Annotated in this window: 13 protein-coding genes; 6 read left to right on the top strand and 7 right to left on the bottom strand. The window is 67.1% G+C overall.

The window, feature by feature from the left end:
• Window positions 1–54: 54 nt before the first annotated feature.
• The 4 genes from hepT to IM760_RS01820 are packed head-to-tail and all read right to left on the bottom strand — an operon-like array spanning window position 55 to window position 3147.
• On the bottom strand, window positions 55–468 hold the full coding sequence (hepT, locus tag IM760_RS01835; RefSeq protein ID WP_204426861.1) for a type VII toxin-antitoxin system HepT family RNase toxin: 414 nt from the start codon (window positions 466–468) through the stop codon (window positions 55–57).
• Window positions 458–859 carry a type VII toxin-antitoxin system MntA family adenylyltransferase antitoxin gene (gene mntA / locus IM760_RS01830; protein ID WP_204426860.1) on the bottom strand — a complete coding sequence of 134 codons (402 nt, stop codon included), beginning with the start codon at window positions 857–859 and terminating at the stop codon, window positions 458–460. The genes hepT and mntA overlap by 11 nt, the downstream gene beginning before the upstream one ends.
• Window positions 860–917: 58 nt before the next feature.
• Complete coding sequence (gene nadC / locus IM760_RS01825; RefSeq protein WP_204426859.1) at window positions 918–1820, bottom strand: carboxylating nicotinate-nucleotide diphosphorylase; 903 nt, start codon at window positions 1818–1820, stop codon at window positions 918–920.
• Window positions 1813–3147, bottom strand: coding sequence for an alanine/glycine:cation symporter family protein (locus IM760_RS01820; protein WP_204426858.1), 1335 nt, complete (start codon window positions 3145–3147; stop codon window positions 1813–1815). The genes nadC and IM760_RS01820 overlap by 8 nt, the downstream gene beginning before the upstream one ends.
• Before the next feature lie 287 nt (window positions 3148–3434).
• Here IM760_RS01820 and IM760_RS01815 point away from each other — a divergent pair, with 287 nt between their 5' ends.
• The 5 genes from IM760_RS01815 to aceF all read left to right on the top strand — a co-directional run bounded on the left by IM760_RS01815 (window position 3435) and on the right by aceF (window position 11828).
• The gene (locus tag IM760_RS01815; RefSeq protein WP_204426857.1) at window positions 3435–5735 is read left to right on the top strand and encodes a DUF1631 domain-containing protein; all 2301 of its coding nucleotides are present in this window, start codon (window positions 3435–3437) and stop codon (window positions 5733–5735) included.
• 60 nt (window positions 5736–5795) lie between these two features.
• A complete protein-coding gene (gene ampD, locus IM760_RS01810; RefSeq protein ID WP_204426856.1) occupies window positions 5796–6335 on the top strand; it encodes a 1,6-anhydro-N-acetylmuramyl-L-alanine amidase AmpD in 540 nt (179 codons plus the stop codon).
• 82 nt (window positions 6336–6417) lie between these two features.
• Entirely contained in the window at window positions 6418–7245 is an 828-nt protein-coding gene (locus IM760_RS01805; protein WP_204426855.1) for a CobD/CbiB family protein, read from the top strand.
• Between the two features lie 174 nt (window positions 7246–7419).
• Entirely contained in the window at window positions 7420–10089 is a 2670-nt protein-coding gene (aceE, locus tag IM760_RS01800) for a pyruvate dehydrogenase (acetyl-transferring), homodimeric type (protein WP_204426854.1), read from the top strand.
• 20 nt (window positions 10090–10109) lie between these two features.
• Window positions 10110–11828: a dihydrolipoyllysine-residue acetyltransferase gene (aceF, locus tag IM760_RS01795; protein ID WP_204426853.1), complete on the top strand. Its 1719-nt coding sequence runs from the start codon at window positions 10110–10112 to the stop codon at window positions 11826–11828.
• A 91-nt stretch (window positions 11829–11919) separates the two neighbouring features.
• Here aceF and IM760_RS01790 read toward each other — a convergent pair whose 3' ends face one another.
• From IM760_RS01790 to IM760_RS01780, 3 genes are all read right to left on the bottom strand, one after another.
• On the bottom strand, window positions 11920–12270 hold the full coding sequence (locus IM760_RS01790; protein WP_204426852.1) for a Spy/CpxP family protein refolding chaperone: 351 nt from the start codon (window positions 12268–12270) through the stop codon (window positions 11920–11922).
• A 146-nt stretch (window positions 12271–12416) separates the two neighbouring features.
• Window positions 12417–13097 (bottom strand): response regulator, encoded by a 681-nt coding sequence (locus IM760_RS01785; RefSeq protein WP_204426851.1) that lies wholly within the window; start codon window positions 13095–13097, stop codon window positions 12417–12419.
• 67 nt (window positions 13098–13164) lie between these two features.
• Window positions 13165–14535 (bottom strand): ATP-binding protein, encoded by a 1371-nt coding sequence (locus IM760_RS01780; RefSeq protein WP_204426850.1) that lies wholly within the window; start codon window positions 14533–14535, stop codon window positions 13165–13167.
• Between the two features lie 169 nt (window positions 14536–14704).
• On the opposite strand from IM760_RS01780, the gene IM760_RS01775 reads away from it, so the two are divergent.
• Entirely contained in the window at window positions 14705–15280 is a 576-nt protein-coding gene (locus tag IM760_RS01775; RefSeq protein ID WP_204426849.1) for a cob(I)yrinic acid a,c-diamide adenosyltransferase, read from the top strand.
• Window positions 15281–15282: the final 2 nt, after the last annotated feature.

The following is a 15282-nucleotide window of genomic DNA, read 5'->3' as shown; positions in this document are numbered from 1 at the left end:
GGGCGGGGGCACGGTTTAACAGGGTTTTAAGTGGGCGGTGAGGCCCGGGCCGGGTCAGTCAGATTGTTGAAGTGCGATCCGCGCGAATTCCGCCAGATCATCCAGATGACGCTCGATGATGGCCACGACGATGGGCAGCTGCATCTTTTGATAATTGTGTACGGCGGTATTGCGGAAGCCCACCATCTTTCTGAGTACTTCGCCCAGCCTGTCCTCGATATAGGCGCTTTTGACCAACAGGTCGAACAGGTCTCCGGAGCTTTGTGGCACACCCAGGCGATTCCGTTTCACCAGGTAGGCTGCCAGATCAATGGCGGCTTCGCAGGCGCGCTGGATATTCAGAATCGCGGCGTCCTGCCGGGTGAAATCCTGCGAAAAATGTGGGCCGGCATTGCGGTACTCCTCCCGAGCCCGGTTGCAGCAATGCTCAATGGTGGCCGCCTTATTGACAATAACGTCATCGACCATAGACGGACCCCGTTTCCCGAATCCGTTCGATGATGGGGCGCCGGATGATTTCCCAGTCCCAGTATTCGCGCTGGGCGGCGGAGACAAAAAGGTCGCCGGCGTGATCGGCCTGCCACAATATCCGCCCTTTACTGACCACCTGATACTTCATAACCGTGCTGGCCTGCCTGAGGTCCACCAGGTCGACGGCGCGTCCGGCCTTGCCGGCCAGCGTTGAGGACAGTTCCCATAGCAGCAGGGGGTCAAGGGGGCGGTCGCTCAGAAGCGCGATATCCAGATCACTGTCCTCACCGTCGGAGTGGTCCGCCGCGCTGCCGAACAAGAATACGGCGCGCAGCTCCGTGAGGGTATCGTGGAGCAGCTTTACCAGCGCATCAAGATCATGGCCCATAAGGTTCGCCATCGGGAGGCAAGTCGAGATACCGATACTACCCGTCGGTGCCGACCCGTCAAAGTGGTGGGTCGACCAGTCGCAGCGACAGATCCACCGCCTGCACGTTCTTGGTCAGGGCGCCGGAGGACAGGTAGAGGTCCCGGTGGCCGGGCAGGGCGCGGGCGTCTTCCAGGGTGCAGTTGCCGGACACTTCCAGGGCGCTTTGCGGGGCCAGATCCACGGCCTCGGCGATCATCGCCGGGGTGAAGTTGTCGAGCATGATCTGGTCCGGTTCCAGGGCGGCGGCCTCGCGCAGCTCGTCCAGGTTTTCCACTTCCACGATGATCTTCTTGCCCGGGCCCTGTTCGCGGGCGGCGCGGATGGCGTCGGTGATGGAGCCGCAGGCGGCGATGTGGTTTTCCTTGATCAGGAAGGCGTCGTACAGACCCAGCCGGTGATTCTGGCAGCCGCCGCACAGCACCGCGTATTTCTGGGCGTCGCGCAGCCCGGGCAGGGTTTTGCGGGTATCCAGGATGGTCACCCGGGTGCCGGCCACGGCGTCGGCGTAGCGGCGCGCGGTGGTGGCGGTGGCCATCAGGGTCTGCAGGAAGTTCAGGGCGATGCGTTCGCCGGTAAGGATGCGCCGGGCGTTGCCGCGCAGGGTGCAGAAGGTGGTGCCGGGTTCCAGCAGGTCGCCATCGCGGGCGTGCCATTCCAGCGTGACGCCGCCCAGCTGACGAAACACTTCCTCGGCCCAGGCGCTGCCGCACAGCACCGCTTGCTCGCGGGTGAGGATGGTGGCGGTGGCGGTGCTGCCCTCGGGGATCAGGCCGGCGGTCAGGTCGCCGTCGCCCAGGTCCTCCTCGATGGCGAAGGCCACGGTGCGTTGCAGATGGCGTCGGGCATACTCTGGCAGAAGGGCGCCGGGGCGACCCTCGCTGGGAAGCGGGGCGTCGGTGTGCGGGGTGCGTTCATTCATGGCGTTCGAAAAACTCTTTGCTCAGGCGCACCACCACGGGTGCCAGTAATAACAGGGCGATCAGGTTGGGTACCGCCATCAGGATGTTCATGATGTCGGCCAGGGCCCAGACCAGGTCCAGGCCCACGGTGGCGCCCACCGGCACCATCAGCACCCAGACCACGCGGAACGGTAGCACCGCCCGCTCGCCGAACAGATACTGGGTGCAGCGCTCGCTGTAGAGGCTCCAGCCAAGCAAGGTGGTGAAGGCGAACACCGCCAGGCCACAGACCACCACCACGTCACCCAGGTCGCCAAAGGTGGTGGCGAAGGCGGCGGTGGACAGCGGCGCGCCTTTTGCGCCACTGGTCCAGGCCCCGGAGGCGACGATGGCCAGACCGGTGACGGAGCATACCACGATGGTGTCGATAAACGTGCCAAGCATGGCGATGCTGCCCTGGCGGGCCGGGTGGTCCGTGTTGGCGGAAGCGTGGGCGATGGGGGCGCTGCCCAGGCCCGCTTCGTTGGAAAAGATGCCCCGCGCCATGCCGAAGCGGATGGCTTCCTTGACCGCCGCCCCGGCGAAGCCGCCGGCGGCGGCGGTGCCGGTGAAGGCATCGTTGAAGCACAGGGCCAGGGCGGCGGGCAACTGGGCGGCGTGATCGGCAAGCACGAACAGCCCGGCCAGCAGATAGGTCAGGGCCATGAAGGGCACGATAAAGGTGGCCACCCGGGCGATGCGCTTGACCCCGCCGAGCACCACCAGCGCCACCAGCACCGCCAGGGTCAGGCCAGTGGCCCAGGTGGGCACGCCGAAACTGTCGTTCAGGCCGTGGGCCACGGAGTTGGCCTGCACGGTGTTGCCGATGCCAAAGCCCGCGAACATGCCAAAAAACGCGAAGATCAGCGCCAGCCAGGCCCAGTTACGGCCCAGGCCATTGCGGATGTAATACATGGGGCCGCCCACGTACTGGCCGCGCTGGTCCTTCTCGCGATAGTGCACCGCCAGCAACGCCTCCGCGTATTTGGTGGCCATGCCCACCAGGGCGATGAGCCACATCCACACCAGGGCGCCGGGCCCGCCGGAATGGATGGCAGTGGCCACGCCGACGATATTGCCGGTGCCGATGGTGGCCGACAGGGAGGTGGCCAGGGCGGCCCCGGCGGCGATGGTGCCTTCACCGGTGGCCGGCGCGAACACCTGCCGGAAACCGAACGCCAGCCGCCGCAGGGGCAGGAACGCCAGTCGCAGGGTGAGGTACACGCCGGTGCCGGCGATCAGGATCAGCGCCGGCCAGCCCCAAAGCACTTCGCTGATGGCTTTGAGAGTGGTGATAAGCTCGCTCATGGTGGATCTTCCCCGATGCGGTTGGGCATTATTGTTGACGGTTCGCGAGCACAAAGAGTAGGTAAATCCGCCGCCGGGTGAAAGCGCCGGGGTGTCGCTCATCCCAAAGGCTCAAGCTGCAAACTGGTTCAAAATACCGATGCGCGCGGCGTGTTAGCGTGTTACCTGTGTGAGGCAACCATGAGCAAACGGCGAGCGATCAATTCGGTTAAGCAACTCGTTGCGCTCGACCGCTGCTCTTCGACCCCATTCCGACCATCGCCCGGCGCGAAGGAAGACGAATTCCCATGGCCAAGGTAACGCGATTAACACCGATCGAGGGCGGCCGTCGCGCCGATCAGGCGCGGCGGGAGCAGGTGCTGCCGCGCCCCCTGGAGACGGTGCGTGACCATGTTCTGGAACGCTGCGGCACCATGCTGTCCGACATGCTCGACGGCGCCGACGACACCCTGTTCGACCTGGCCGACAAGGAAACCGACCGCGAGCGGGACCGTTACTTCGACGCCATGCGCGAACTGCGCATTCAACGGGCGGGCATCGAGGCCGGCTTTCGCCGGGCGTTGCAGCGCGTGTTTCAGGACACCGGCCGGGACCCGGACACCGGCCCCCGGGTCAGCGACCGGGTGGACGTGGAAAACCTCTCCCTGGTGCAACACGACGAGCTGGAAATCTCGGTGGCCCTGGACAATCTGGGGCGCCGTGCCCGCAGCGGCTGCGAGGAGGCCCTGGGCGCCTTCCGCCACCGGGTGGAGTACCTGTTCGAGGGCCAGCGGCGCATCACCGAGAAGAACAACCCCCTGGAGCCGCGCAACCTGGCGGCCTGTTTCGCCGAGGGACTGGAACGTCTGGCCCTGGACATCCGCGCCCGTCTGATCGTGCTCAAGCTGTTCGAGCGGGTGGTGATGGACGAAGCCTGCGCCCTGGTGGGCGAATCCAACCGCCTGCTGGCCGACGCCGGTGTACTGCCCGCCATGAAGGAAGCGCCGTTGCCCACCGGGGGCCGCGCGCCGTCGTCCGGCGCCACGCCGGCCCGCCGCCAGGAGCCCGCCGCCGGCGAACCGGCCCCGGCTCCGGCCGCCGGCGGCGCCGGCGCGGCGCCCGGCAACGATCAGATGTTCGGCCTGCTGCAGGAATTGCTGACCACCCTGCGCGGGTTCGGTGCCACCGGCACGCCCGCCGCCGCGCCCCCGGCCGTGACACCGCCGGCGTCCGGCATGGCGGTGCTGCACAACGGCCAGCCCTATTTCAACGGTGCGCCGCTGGCCGGCGATGCCCGGGTGGAGGCGGTCAGCAGCCAGGATCTGTTCGCGCTGCTCACGCGTCTGCAGCGTCTTGAGCAGGCGCTGGAGGGGCCGGCCCTGGCCGAGCGCAACCTCAAGGAAGAACTCAGCGACCTGCTCGACAGCGAGCACGGCGAGGCGATCCACGCCTTGGAGCAGGCCGATGACGACGTCATCAATCTGGTCTCCATGCTGTTTGATTTTATTCTCGACGATGAGGGCCTGCCGGCGGAGATCAAGGCGCTGATCGGCCGGCTGCAGATTCCCCTGTTGAAGGTGGCCATCGTCGACAAGACCTTCTTCAGCAACGACGAGCACGACGCCCGGCTGTTGCTCAACACCCTGGCCCGGGCGGGCAGCCAGTGGGATCCGCAGCAGGGCCGTGACGATGAACTCTACCGCCGGATCGACCGGGCGGTGCACGCCATCATCGACGATTACGACGAGGACGCGGGCCTGTTCCGCGACCTGCTCGACGATTTTGATGCGTATTTCCGCGCCCAGCACGACCGCGCCGAGCGCGTCGCCGAGCGGGTCCGCGAGGCGGAAGAGGGCAAGGCCCGCGCCGAGCAGGCGGGCGAGGCGGTGGGCGCCGTGATCGATGGGCGGCTGGCCGGCCGATCGGTGCCGGACGTGGTGGTGCGGCTGTTGCGCCAGGGCTGGCAGCAGGTGCTGTATCTGACCTGGTTGCGGGACGGCCCGGACAGCGACGCCTGGCGCCGCCAGGCCAAGGTGGTGGACGCGCTGGTATGGAGCGTGCTGCCGCACCGGGATCGGGCCGAGCTGCAACGGCTGCGGGACCTGGCGCCCAAGCTGCGCCGGGCGGTACGGCACGGGCTGGCCGGCATCGAATACGACGCGGCCGAGACCGGCGCTTTGCTGGACGAACTGGCGGGGGTCCACGACGCCCTGCTGGAAGGGCTGGACACCGACCGGGTCACCGTGCCCCGGGTGGAGGCGTCCAAGGTGGCGGAGACCGCGCCGGAGTATGAACCGCAACCGCCGCTGCCCGACGACCACGAGCAGGTACGCCGGGCGCGGGCGCTGCGCGCCGGCCAGTGGGCGGAATTCGACGACCCGGAAGGTGCCCGGCGTGCCAAGCTGGCGGCCAACATTCGCGACGGCGCCAAGCTGGTGTTCATCAACCGGCGGGGCATCAAGGTCGCCGAGTACGACGCGGCCGCCCTGGGCGCCGCCCTGGAGCGTGGCGAGGTGCGTCTGATCGAGGAAGGCGCTCTGTTCGACCGGGCTCTGGAAGCGGTGATCGGCGACCTGCGTCGCCGGCATCAGGGGTCGGCTGAAAGTTAAAGCCCCGCCGGCGCATTGTCCCCGCTTGCAGCTGGCAGCTGGCCGCCCGAAACTACCCCCATGCTCACCCTCACCGACCACTGGATCGATCAGGCGCGCCGGGTGCCGTCCCCCAACTTCAACGAGCGGCCGGACCCGGAGGACATCGCCCTGGTGGTGATCCACAACATCAGCCTGCCGCCGGAGCGCTTCGGCGGCCCCTGGATCGAAGCGTTCTTCCAGAACCGCCTGGACCCGGACGCCGATCCCTATTTCCGGACCCTCCGCGACCTCAAGGTGTCGTCCCACTTCCTGATCCGTCGCGACGGCGAACTGGTGCAGTTCGTGGCCTGCGACCGGCGCGCCTGGCACGCCGGCGTGTCCCGCTGGCGCGGCCGGGACAACTGCAACGACTTTTCCCTGGGCATCGAGCTGGAGGGCGCCGACCGGATTCCCTACGAGGATGCCCAGTACCGCCGCCTGAATGCCCTGCTGGACGCCCTGATCGCCCATTACCCCAAGCTGTCCCGCGACACCCTCACCGGCCACGAACATATTGCCCCGGGCCGCAAAACCGACCCCGGCCCGGCGTTCGACTGGGCGCGCCTGCCGCCAGCTTGAACGGCCCGGTGGCCGGTGCGCCTGGACCGCGCCGGCCGGTGCCGTATGATGCGGAGAACGGTCCGTTCGGAGATCCGCGACAATGAAACTGTTGGTATTGCTGCTGGCGCTGGTACTGCGCCGCCGGGACGGCGGCTGGCCGGCCTGGCTGGTCCGCGAAGATCGACACCGCCGCTTTCTCGCCGCCCTGGCGCCGGCCAGCGGCGTGCCGGGCTGGTGGCTGGCGGTGGCCTTGCCGGCGCTGCTGGCGGCTCTGCTGTTCGCCTGGTTTGACGGCCTGCTTGGCGCCCTGGCCACGCTGCTGCTGGGGACACCCCTGTTGCTCTGGCTGATTGGCGTGGACAGTGAATTCCGGCACCTGGACAACCTGCTGGTGCGCGGTCGCATGAACGACCGGGAGGCCCTGGCGGCGGGCGCCGCCGAAGCCTTCGAACACCCCGCCGGCGCCTGCGACGGGGACTGGTTCGACGGCCTCTGCGGGCGGGTGCTGGAGCGGGCGGCGCTGCTGTTCGCGGTGGTGTTCTGGCTCACCGTGCTGGGCTTCGGCGCCGCCGTTCTGCTGGTGCTCAACCGGGCCTGGTTGCGCCGCGATCCGGACGCCGGCGACTGGGCCCGCAGCCTGGACGCGGCCCTGTGCTGGATACCGGCCCGGCTGACGGTGCTGGCGCTGGCTCTGGTCGGCCACTTCGGGGCGGTCACCGCCGCCGCCGCCGGACGCCTGTGGCGGCTGGACGACGGCCGTGAGCTGCTCGGCGCCGTGGCCGCCGCCGCGGTGGCGCGGGAAACCGAAGGCCGGGACAGCCCGTTCCAGCACGGTGTGGACCGGCTGGAGGCGCTGCAGGGGCTGCTGCTGCGGGCCCTGGCGGTGTGGCTGATCTTCGCCGCGCTGTGGGTTTTGCTGCCGGACTGAGCCCGCGGCGAAGGTCGGCGATCTTGTTGCAATTTCCGGTCCGGCGGTGCGTGGCCGGGCAGTCACGCAAACTGGTAGTATACCGAGACGGCCTATTTACCCAGGCCGTTTCCTTTCCTTGCCGGTGTGGTGATCCCGCGCCGGCCTTGGCAACGCGATAAAGGACGCACGCCCATGCAGAAAAGAAATTTTTTCGATGATGCCGACCCGGCGGAAACGCGGGAGTGGCTTGAGGCCCTGGAATCGGTGCTGGAGCGGGAGGGGCCGGAACGGGCCGTCTGGCTGCTGGAAACCCTTACCAATGAAGCCCAGGAACAGGGCGCCATCCGTGCCCACCTGAACACCCCCTATCTGAACACCATCGCGCCCAAGGACGAAGCGCCGATCCCCGGCGACATCTACATGGAACGGCGGATCCGTTCGCTGATCCGCTGGAACGCCCTGGCGATGGTGGCCAAGGCCAACATGGACGACGACGAACTGGGCGGTCACATCGCCAGCTTCGCGTCCTCGGCCACCCTGTACGACATCGGCTTCAGCCACTTTTTCCATGCCCCCCACGACGACAATCCCGGTGACCTGGTGTACTACCAGGGCCATTCGGCGCCGGGCATCTACGCGCGGGCCTATCTGGAAGGCCGCATCAGCGAAGACCAGATGGACAACTTCCGCCGCGAAGTGGACGGCAAGGGCCTGTCCTCCTACCCGCACCCCTGGCTGATGCCGGACTTCTGGCAGTTCCCCACCGTGTCCATGGGCCTCGGCCCGATCCAGGCCATCTACCAGGCCTACGTCATGAAGTACCTGCAGAACCGGGAGCTGATCCCGGATCGCAAGCGCAAGGTCTGGGCGTTCCTGGGCGACGGCGAAATGGACGAACCGGAATCCCTGGGCGCCCTGTCCATGGCCGGCCGCGAGCAGCTCGACAACCTGGTGTTCGTGGTCAACTGCAACCTGCAGCGCCTGGACGGCCCGGTGCGCGGCAACGGCAAGATCATTCAGGAACTGGAAGGCCTGTTCCGGGGCGCCGGCTGGAATGTGATCAAGGTGGTCTGGGGCCGGCTCTGGGACCCGCTGCTGGAGAAGGACACCGAGGGCCTGCTGCGCCGCCGCATGGAAGAAGCGGTGGACGGCGAATATCAGGCCTACAAGAAAGAAGGCGGCGCCTACACCCGCGAGCATTTCTTCGGCAAATACCCGGAGCTGAAGAAAATGGTCGAGCACATGAGCGATGAGGACGTGTACCGCCTGAACCGGGGCGGCCACGACCCGTTCAAGGTGTACGCGGCCTACCATCAGGCGGTGAACAGCGACCGGCCCACGGTGATCCTGGCCAAGACCGTGAAAGGCTACGCCACCGGCGCCGGCGAGGCGGTCAACAAGGCCCACCAGATGAAGAAGATCGATCTGGACAGCCTCAAGGAATTCCGCGACCGCTTCGATATTCCGCTCAGCGACGAGCAGCTCAAGGATCTGCCGTACTACCATCCGGGCGCCGACTCCCCGGAAATGCGCTACATGAACGAGCAGCGCGAAAAGCTGGGCGGCTACATGCCGGTGCGCCGGCGCGAGGCCAGCCAGCCGCTGACCATGCCCGGCCTGGACATCTTCCAGAACTTCCTGGAAGGCAGCGGCGACCGCGAGCTGTCCACCACCATGGCGTTCGTGCGCATGCTCAGCGCGCTGATCAAGGACAAGAACATCGGCAAGCGGGTGGTGCCCATCGTCCCCGACGAGGCGCGTACCTTCGGCATGGAAGGCATGTTCCGCCAGCTTGGCATCTACTCCTCCAAGGGCCAGCAGTACCAGCCCGAGGACGCCGGGCAGATGATGTTCTACCGGGAAGACAAGAAGGGCCAGATCCTGGAGGAGGGCATCAACGAGGCCGGCGCCATGAGCGCCTGGATCGCCGCCGCCACCAGCTACAGCGTGCACGACTTCACGCTGATCCCGTTCTTTATCTACTACTCCATGTTCGGACCGCAGCGCACCGGCGACCTGTGGTGGGCCGCCGGCGACAGCCAGGCCCGTGGCTTCCTGCTGGGCGGCACCGCCGGGCGTACCACGCTCAATGGCGAGGGCCTGCAGCACCAGGACGGCCACAGCCATATCCTGACCAGCACCATCCCCAACTGCGTGAGCTACGACCCCACCTACGCCTACGAGCTGGCGGTGATCCTGCAGGACGGCCTGCGCCGCATGTATCAGGACCATGAGAATGTGTACTACTACCTCACCCTGATGAACGAGAACTACCAGCACGGCGCCATGCCGAAGGGCGCCGAGGAAGGCATCCGTAAGGGCATGTACCTGCTGCGCGAAGGCAAGGGCAAGAGCGGCAAGAAAGCCAAGCGGGTGCAGCTGCTCGGTTCCGGCACCATCCTGCGCGAAGTGGAAGCGGCCGCCGAGCTGCTGCGCGAGGACTTCGGCGTGGCCGCCGACGTCTGGAGCGTGACCAGCTTCAACGAACTGCGCCGCGAAGGGCTGCGTGCCGACCGCGACCGCATGCTCAAGCCGGACATGAAGGTGGCGCCCACCTGGGTTGAACAGTGCCTGGACAAGCGCCAGGGCCCGGTGATCGCGTCCACCGACTACATCAAGGCCTACGCCGACCAGATCCGCCCCTGGGTGAAAGCGCCCTACACGGTGCTCGGCACCGACGGGTACGGCCGCAGTGACTCCCGCGCCAAGCTGCGCAGCTTCTTCGAAGTGGACCGCTACTTCGTGGTGCTGGCGGCACTGAGCGCGCTGCGTGACCAGGGCGAACTGGACGCCGCCACCGTCAAGGAGGCGATCAAGAAATACGGCATTGATCCGGAAAAACCCTATCCGGTGACGCACTGAACTCTCAGAAGGAGTGACCTGTGAGCAAGGAAACCATCCGGGTACCCGATATCGGCAGCAGTGATCCTGTTGACGTGATCGAGGTGTCCGTCAAGAAAGGCGACAGCGTCGAGGCCGAAGACACCATCGTGGTGCTGGAATCGGACAAGGCGTCGCTGGAAGTACCCTGCCCCAAGGCGGGCAAGGTGCTGGAACTGAAAGTAAAAACCGGCGACCAGGTGAAGGAGGGCGACCCGCTCCTGGACCTGGACGTGGCCGGTGAAGACGGCGGCGACGATTCTGGCGACGAAGCCGGCGACGATGAGTCCAAGGGCGAAGCGTCCGACGAGGAAGCCTCTGATAAAGAAGCGCCCGATCAGCAGGACGACGCCGACGACGCCGACCAGCAAGACGACGAGTCCGCCGCCAAACCGGCGGCCGGCGGCACCCGCACGGTGGCCGCGCCGGACCTGGGCGACATCGATGCCGCCGAGATCATCGAGATCAATGTGGCCGAGGGCGACAGCGTCGAGGCCGAGCAGACCATCCTGGTGATCGAATCCGACAAGGCGTCCCTGGAAGTGCCCAGCCCGGAAGCGGGTACGGTGAAGAAACTGCTGGTGAAGGTCGGCGACAAGATCGGCACCGGCACCGACCTGATGGAACTGGAAACCGCCGGCGGTGGTGACGCCTCCGCGCAGAGCGCCTCCGATAAAGGGGCTTCAGAGAAAGAGTCCGGCGAGAAAGGCGGCTCGGAAAAAGCCGCCCGCTCCCGCAAATCCGACCTGGACGAAAAGCCCTCGGAAGCCGGCCGCCAGAGCGCCGCCCCGGAAACTCCGGAACGGTCCCAGGGCAAACCGTCCGCGTCGGTGCACGCCGGCCCGGCGGTGCGCAAGCTGGCCCGGGAAACCGGCATCGACCTGGCCGACGTGCCGCCCAGCGGGCCCAAGGACCGCATTCTCAAAGAAGACGTGCACGCGTTGATCAAGCGGCGTTTGGAAAACCCGCCCGCCGCCGGCGGCGCCGGGGCGCCGGACCTGCCGGAGATCGACTTCAGCGAGTTCGGCCCGGTGGAGCGTCAGGAGCTCAACAAGCTGCGCAAGGTGGCGGCCAAGAACCTGCACCGCAGCTGGATCACCATTCCCCATGTGACCCAGTTCGACGAGGCCGACATCACCGAGCTGGAAGCCTTCCGCAAGAGCCAGAACAAGGCTCTGGAAAAAGAAGGCGTGAAGCTCACCATGCTGGCCTTCCTGGTCAAGGCCTGCGCCAACGCGCTGCGCGAGTTTCCGCGCTTCAACAGCTCCCTGGAGCTGGGCGGCGAGGCGCTGATCATGAAGGACTACGTGCACATCGGCATCGCCGTGGACACGCCCAATGGTCTGGTGGTGCCGGTGATTCGCGATGCCGACAAGAAAGGGCTCAAGGACATCGCCCTGGAAATGGGCGAGCTGGCCGGCAAGGCCCGGGACCGCAAGCTGTCACCGGCGGATATGAAGGGGGCCACCTTCAGTATCTCGTCGCTGGGCGGCATCGGCGGCACCGCCTTTACCCCCATCGTCAACTGGCCGGAGGTGGCGATCCTGGGTGTCAGCCGTTCCGACACCAAGCCGGTGTGGGACGGGCAGACGTTCCAGCCGCGGCTGACGCTGCCGTTGTCGCTGTCCTATGATCACCGCGTGATCGACGGGGCCGACGCGGCGCGTTTCACCAGCTATCTGAGCCAGTTGCTGAGTGATATGCGGCGGGCTTTGTTGTAACGCCGGGTCGTTAAAACCATGGCGGCTGAAGCCGCTCCTACGCTCTGTGTAGGAGCGGCTTCAGCCGCGATTTTTTTGCAACGCTGGCGGCTTATTCCTTGCCGCGACGCTCCTGCATTTTTTCCTTCCGCTCTTCCCATTTCTCCCGGCGCTTCTCGCGCATTTCTTCCGCTTTTTCCCGCTGCTCCGGCGTCAGCACCGCCTCGATGCGGGATTGGGTTTCATCGTGCAGGGCACGCATTTTCTGACCCTGCTCCTCCATGATGGTCTTGATGCGCGCCTGCTGGTCGGCGTTCAGGTCCAGTTCCCTGGCCATGTGTTCGACCATACGTTCCGCATGAGGGCGATCCGGATTCGGGCCGGGTTTCGGGCCGGCCATCACCGGGCCGGCCAGGGCGACCCCGGTGACCAGGGCAAGAGCGACGGTGGTGATCTTTTTCATGGGGCTTCTCCTTGAAGCGATTCGATTCACCGTCAGTGTCGCCGGGAATTGTGCAGCCACTATGCAGGAATCGTGAAACCCATCGCGACTGAAGTCGCTCCTACACCACACCCTTCTGTAGGAGCGAATTCAGTCGCGATGGGCCGCTAGGCGTCGTCGGGGGTTTGCAGGCGGTAGCCCACGCCGTAGACGCTGCCGATCCAGTCGTGATCGCCGGTGAGCCCTTCGCTGAGCTTGCGCCGCAGCTTGCGGATATGGCTGTCGATGGTGCGGTCGGAGACCACCCGGTGGTCCGGGTAGATCACGTCCATCAACTGGTCCCGGCTCCAGATGCGGCCGGGCTGGCGGGCCAGGGTGGCCAGCAGTTCGAATTCGATGGCGGTGAGCGGCACCCGGGCACCGCCGTGCACCGCCTCGAAGCGGTGCCGGTCGAGCTCCAGGCCGGGCCCGTCGTCGCGGGCCTCGCCCCGGGCCCGGCGCAGCACCGCCTTGACCCGCGCCACCACCTCGCGGGGGCTGAACGGCTTGCAGATGTAATCGTCGGCGCCGATTTCCAGGCCCAGCAGGCGGTCCACTTCCTCCACCCGGGCGGTGATCATCAGCACCGGCACGTCGGAGAAGCGGCGGATCGCCTTGCACACTTCCATGCCGTCGCCGTCCGGCAGCATCAGGTCCAGCAATACCGCGTCGAAGCGGCCGTCGCGCACGCGTTGTTCCGCTTCCCGGGCGCTGGCGGTGTGCTCCGGCTGGAAATGGCTGTGGCGCAGGTAATCGGCCAGCAGCTGGGCGAGACGCGGCTCGTCTTCCACGATCAGGATGTTCGCCATTCTCGTTTCCTTTATTTGAGCCCCTTTGCCCGGGGCGCCCTGCCGCGCGGGGTTCCGCCGGCCGCTGCTACGCACTGCCCGGCAGGCGTACGGTGATGCGCAGGCCGCCCAGCGGGCTGTGGGCCGCGCTCATGGTGCCGCCGTGGGCTTCCACGATGCGCTGGCCGATGGCCAGCCCCAGGCCGGCGCCGCCGGTGTTCCGGTTGCGCGAGCTTTCCACCCGGTAAAGGTGGTCGAACAGACGCGGCAGCGCGTCGTCGGGCACGCCGGGGGCGCTGTCGTCCAGGGTCAGCCGCCACTGGTCGCCGTCGGCCTCCAGCGTCAGCCGTACCCGGCCGCCTTCGTCGGTGTACTTGAGGCTGTTCTGCAGCAGGTTGTCCAACAGCTGCCGCAGCCGCACCGGGTCGCCGCTGATCGGCGCCGGCGGCAGGGAGGCCTCCAGGGTCACACGGCGCCGTTCCAGGGCCGGGCGCACCGCGTCCACGGCATCCTCGCAGAGGCTGTCCAGATCCAGGGGGCGGAAGTGGTAGCGCAGGTTGCCGGCGTCGGCCAGGGCCAGGTCGTGCAGGTCGTTGACCAGATGGGTGAGCTGGCGCACCTGGGCTTCCAGGGCGGCGATGCCGTCCTGATTGAGCGGGCGCACGCCGTCCACCATGGCTTCCAGTTCGCCCTGCAACACCGACAGCGGCGTGCGCAGTTCATGGGCGATGTCCGAGAACCAGCGCTGGCGGGCCCGGCGGCCCTGGTCCAGCCGTTCGCCCAGGCCGTTCACATGACGGATCAACTGGCCGATCTCGTCGCGGCGCGGGCTGGTCAGGCGCGCCTCATATTCCCCCTCGCGCAGGCGCCGGGTGTGGCGGGTCAGCGCGGTCACCGGCGCCACCAGGTGGCGGGCCAGCAGCCAGGACACCAGCAGCGACAGGCCCAGCCCCACCAGCGCCATGGTCGACATAAAACGCAGCAGCCGCTCCTGGAAGCGGCGGTCCAGTTTGTCGCGGATCGCCTCCTGGTCCGGATAGGCGAGCCAGCCCACCACGGCGTCGCCGACCCGGATCGGCACCTGCTCGCTGAGCCGGGACGGCGGTGGCGGACCCAGCAGCGGGCGCTTGTCCGGGCTCAGCAGGGTCAGGTGGTGGGGCGCGTCCCGGTCCCGGCGCGGCCCGCCGCCGTCGCGCTCCAGGCGCGCCTCGCGATCCCCGGCCAGCCAGTAGAGCCGCGCCAGCAGGCGCGGCTCCTCGAGCAGGAAACGCCAGCTGCCGCGCTGGCCGTAAAGCACCCCCAGATGCTCCGCCAGCCGCTCCACCTGGGCCTGCTGGCGCTCGTCGATGTATTTGCTCAGGCTCTGCTCGAAGGCGAAAAAGAAGAAACCGCCGGCGGCCAGGATCAACACCAGAAAGGTGGCCAGGAAGGTGACGAAGAGTTTATTGCGGATGCCCATGACGGCGGCGGCCTCGCCGGGAAGTGAGCGGCCAGTTTAATCGGCCCGGCGCGCCGGCCCCAGCGCCTTGCACATTCTTTCAAAATCGAGGGGGAGCACTTTCAACTTTTAACTCCCCGACGGTCCAGGTCTAATGAACCCCGACTGACAGCCAATTCGGACGGTATTCATGAGCGACGAAAACAAAGGCAAAACCCGCATCAACCGGGTGATCACGCGCAGCGGCGACGACGGCCGCACCGGCCTGGCGGACGGTTCGCGGGTGGCCAAGAATCACCCGCGCATCCAGGCCCTGGGCACGCTGGATGAGCTGAACAGCGCCCTGGGCGTGCTGCGCGCCCGGGGGCTGGACGCGGACCTGGACGGCCTGCTGGAGAACCTGCAGCAGCTGCTGTTCGACCTGGGCGGTGAGCTGGCGGTGCCCGGCACCCACACCCTCACCGAGGAAGACCTGGTGGAGGTGGAGTCCCAGGCCGACACCCTCAACGCGGAACTGCCGCCCCTGGAGGAATTCGTGCTGCCCGGCGGGCACTCGGACGCCGCCTGGTGTCACCATTGCCGGACCCTGGCCCGGCGCGCGGAGCGCGATCTGGTGGCCCTGGCCGCCGGCGACGAGGACAGCGTCAACCCGGTCAGCCGGGCGGTACTCAACCGGCTGGGGGATCTGCTGTTCGTGATGGCGCGGCTGATCAACCAGCGCACCGACACCGCCGAACCGCAGTGGGTGCAACGCCGGGATCGCTAAGG

The organism is Alloalcanivorax marinus (assembly GCF_016906305.1).
GTDB lineage: Bacteria > Pseudomonadota > Gammaproteobacteria > Pseudomonadales > Alcanivoracaceae > Alloalcanivorax > Alloalcanivorax marinus.
Note: the sequence above shows the minus strand (reverse complement) of the source record. Positions and strands in the feature narration are given on the sequence as shown.

Excerpts from the sequence above, each read along its gene's own strand:
- hepT (WP_204426861.1), bottom strand. The coding sequence starts at position 468 with ATGGTCGATGACGTTATTGTCAATAAGGCGGCCACCATTGAGCATTGC.
- mntA (WP_204426860.1), bottom strand. The coding sequence starts at position 859 with ATGGGCCATGATCTTGATGCGCTGGTAAAGCTGCTCCACGATACCCTC.
- nadC (WP_204426859.1), bottom strand. The coding sequence starts at position 1,820 with ATGAATGAACGCACCCCGCACACCGACGCCCCGCTTCCCAGCGAGGGT.
- IM760_RS01820 (WP_204426858.1), bottom strand. The coding sequence starts at position 3,147 with ATGAGCGAGCTTATCACCACTCTCAAAGCCATCAGCGAAGTGCTTTGG.
- IM760_RS01815 (WP_204426857.1), top strand. The coding sequence starts at position 3,435 with ATGGCCAAGGTAACGCGATTAACACCGATCGAGGGCGGCCGTCGCGCC.
- ampD (WP_204426856.1), top strand. The coding sequence starts at position 5,796 with ATGCTCACCCTCACCGACCACTGGATCGATCAGGCGCGCCGGGTGCCG.
- IM760_RS01805 (WP_204426855.1), top strand. The coding sequence starts at position 6,418 with ATGAAACTGTTGGTATTGCTGCTGGCGCTGGTACTGCGCCGCCGGGAC.
- aceE (WP_204426854.1), top strand. The coding sequence starts at position 7,420 with ATGCAGAAAAGAAATTTTTTCGATGATGCCGACCCGGCGGAAACGCGG.
- IM760_RS01790 (WP_204426852.1), bottom strand. The coding sequence starts at position 12,270 with ATGAAAAAGATCACCACCGTCGCTCTTGCCCTGGTCACCGGGGTCGCC.
- IM760_RS01785 (WP_204426851.1), bottom strand. The coding sequence starts at position 13,097 with ATGGCGAACATCCTGATCGTGGAAGACGAGCCGCGTCTCGCCCAGCTG.
- IM760_RS01780 (WP_204426850.1), bottom strand. The coding sequence starts at position 14,535 with ATGGGCATCCGCAATAAACTCTTCGTCACCTTCCTGGCCACCTTTCTG.
- IM760_RS01775 (WP_204426849.1), top strand. The coding sequence starts at position 14,705 with ATGAGCGACGAAAACAAAGGCAAAACCCGCATCAACCGGGTGATCACG.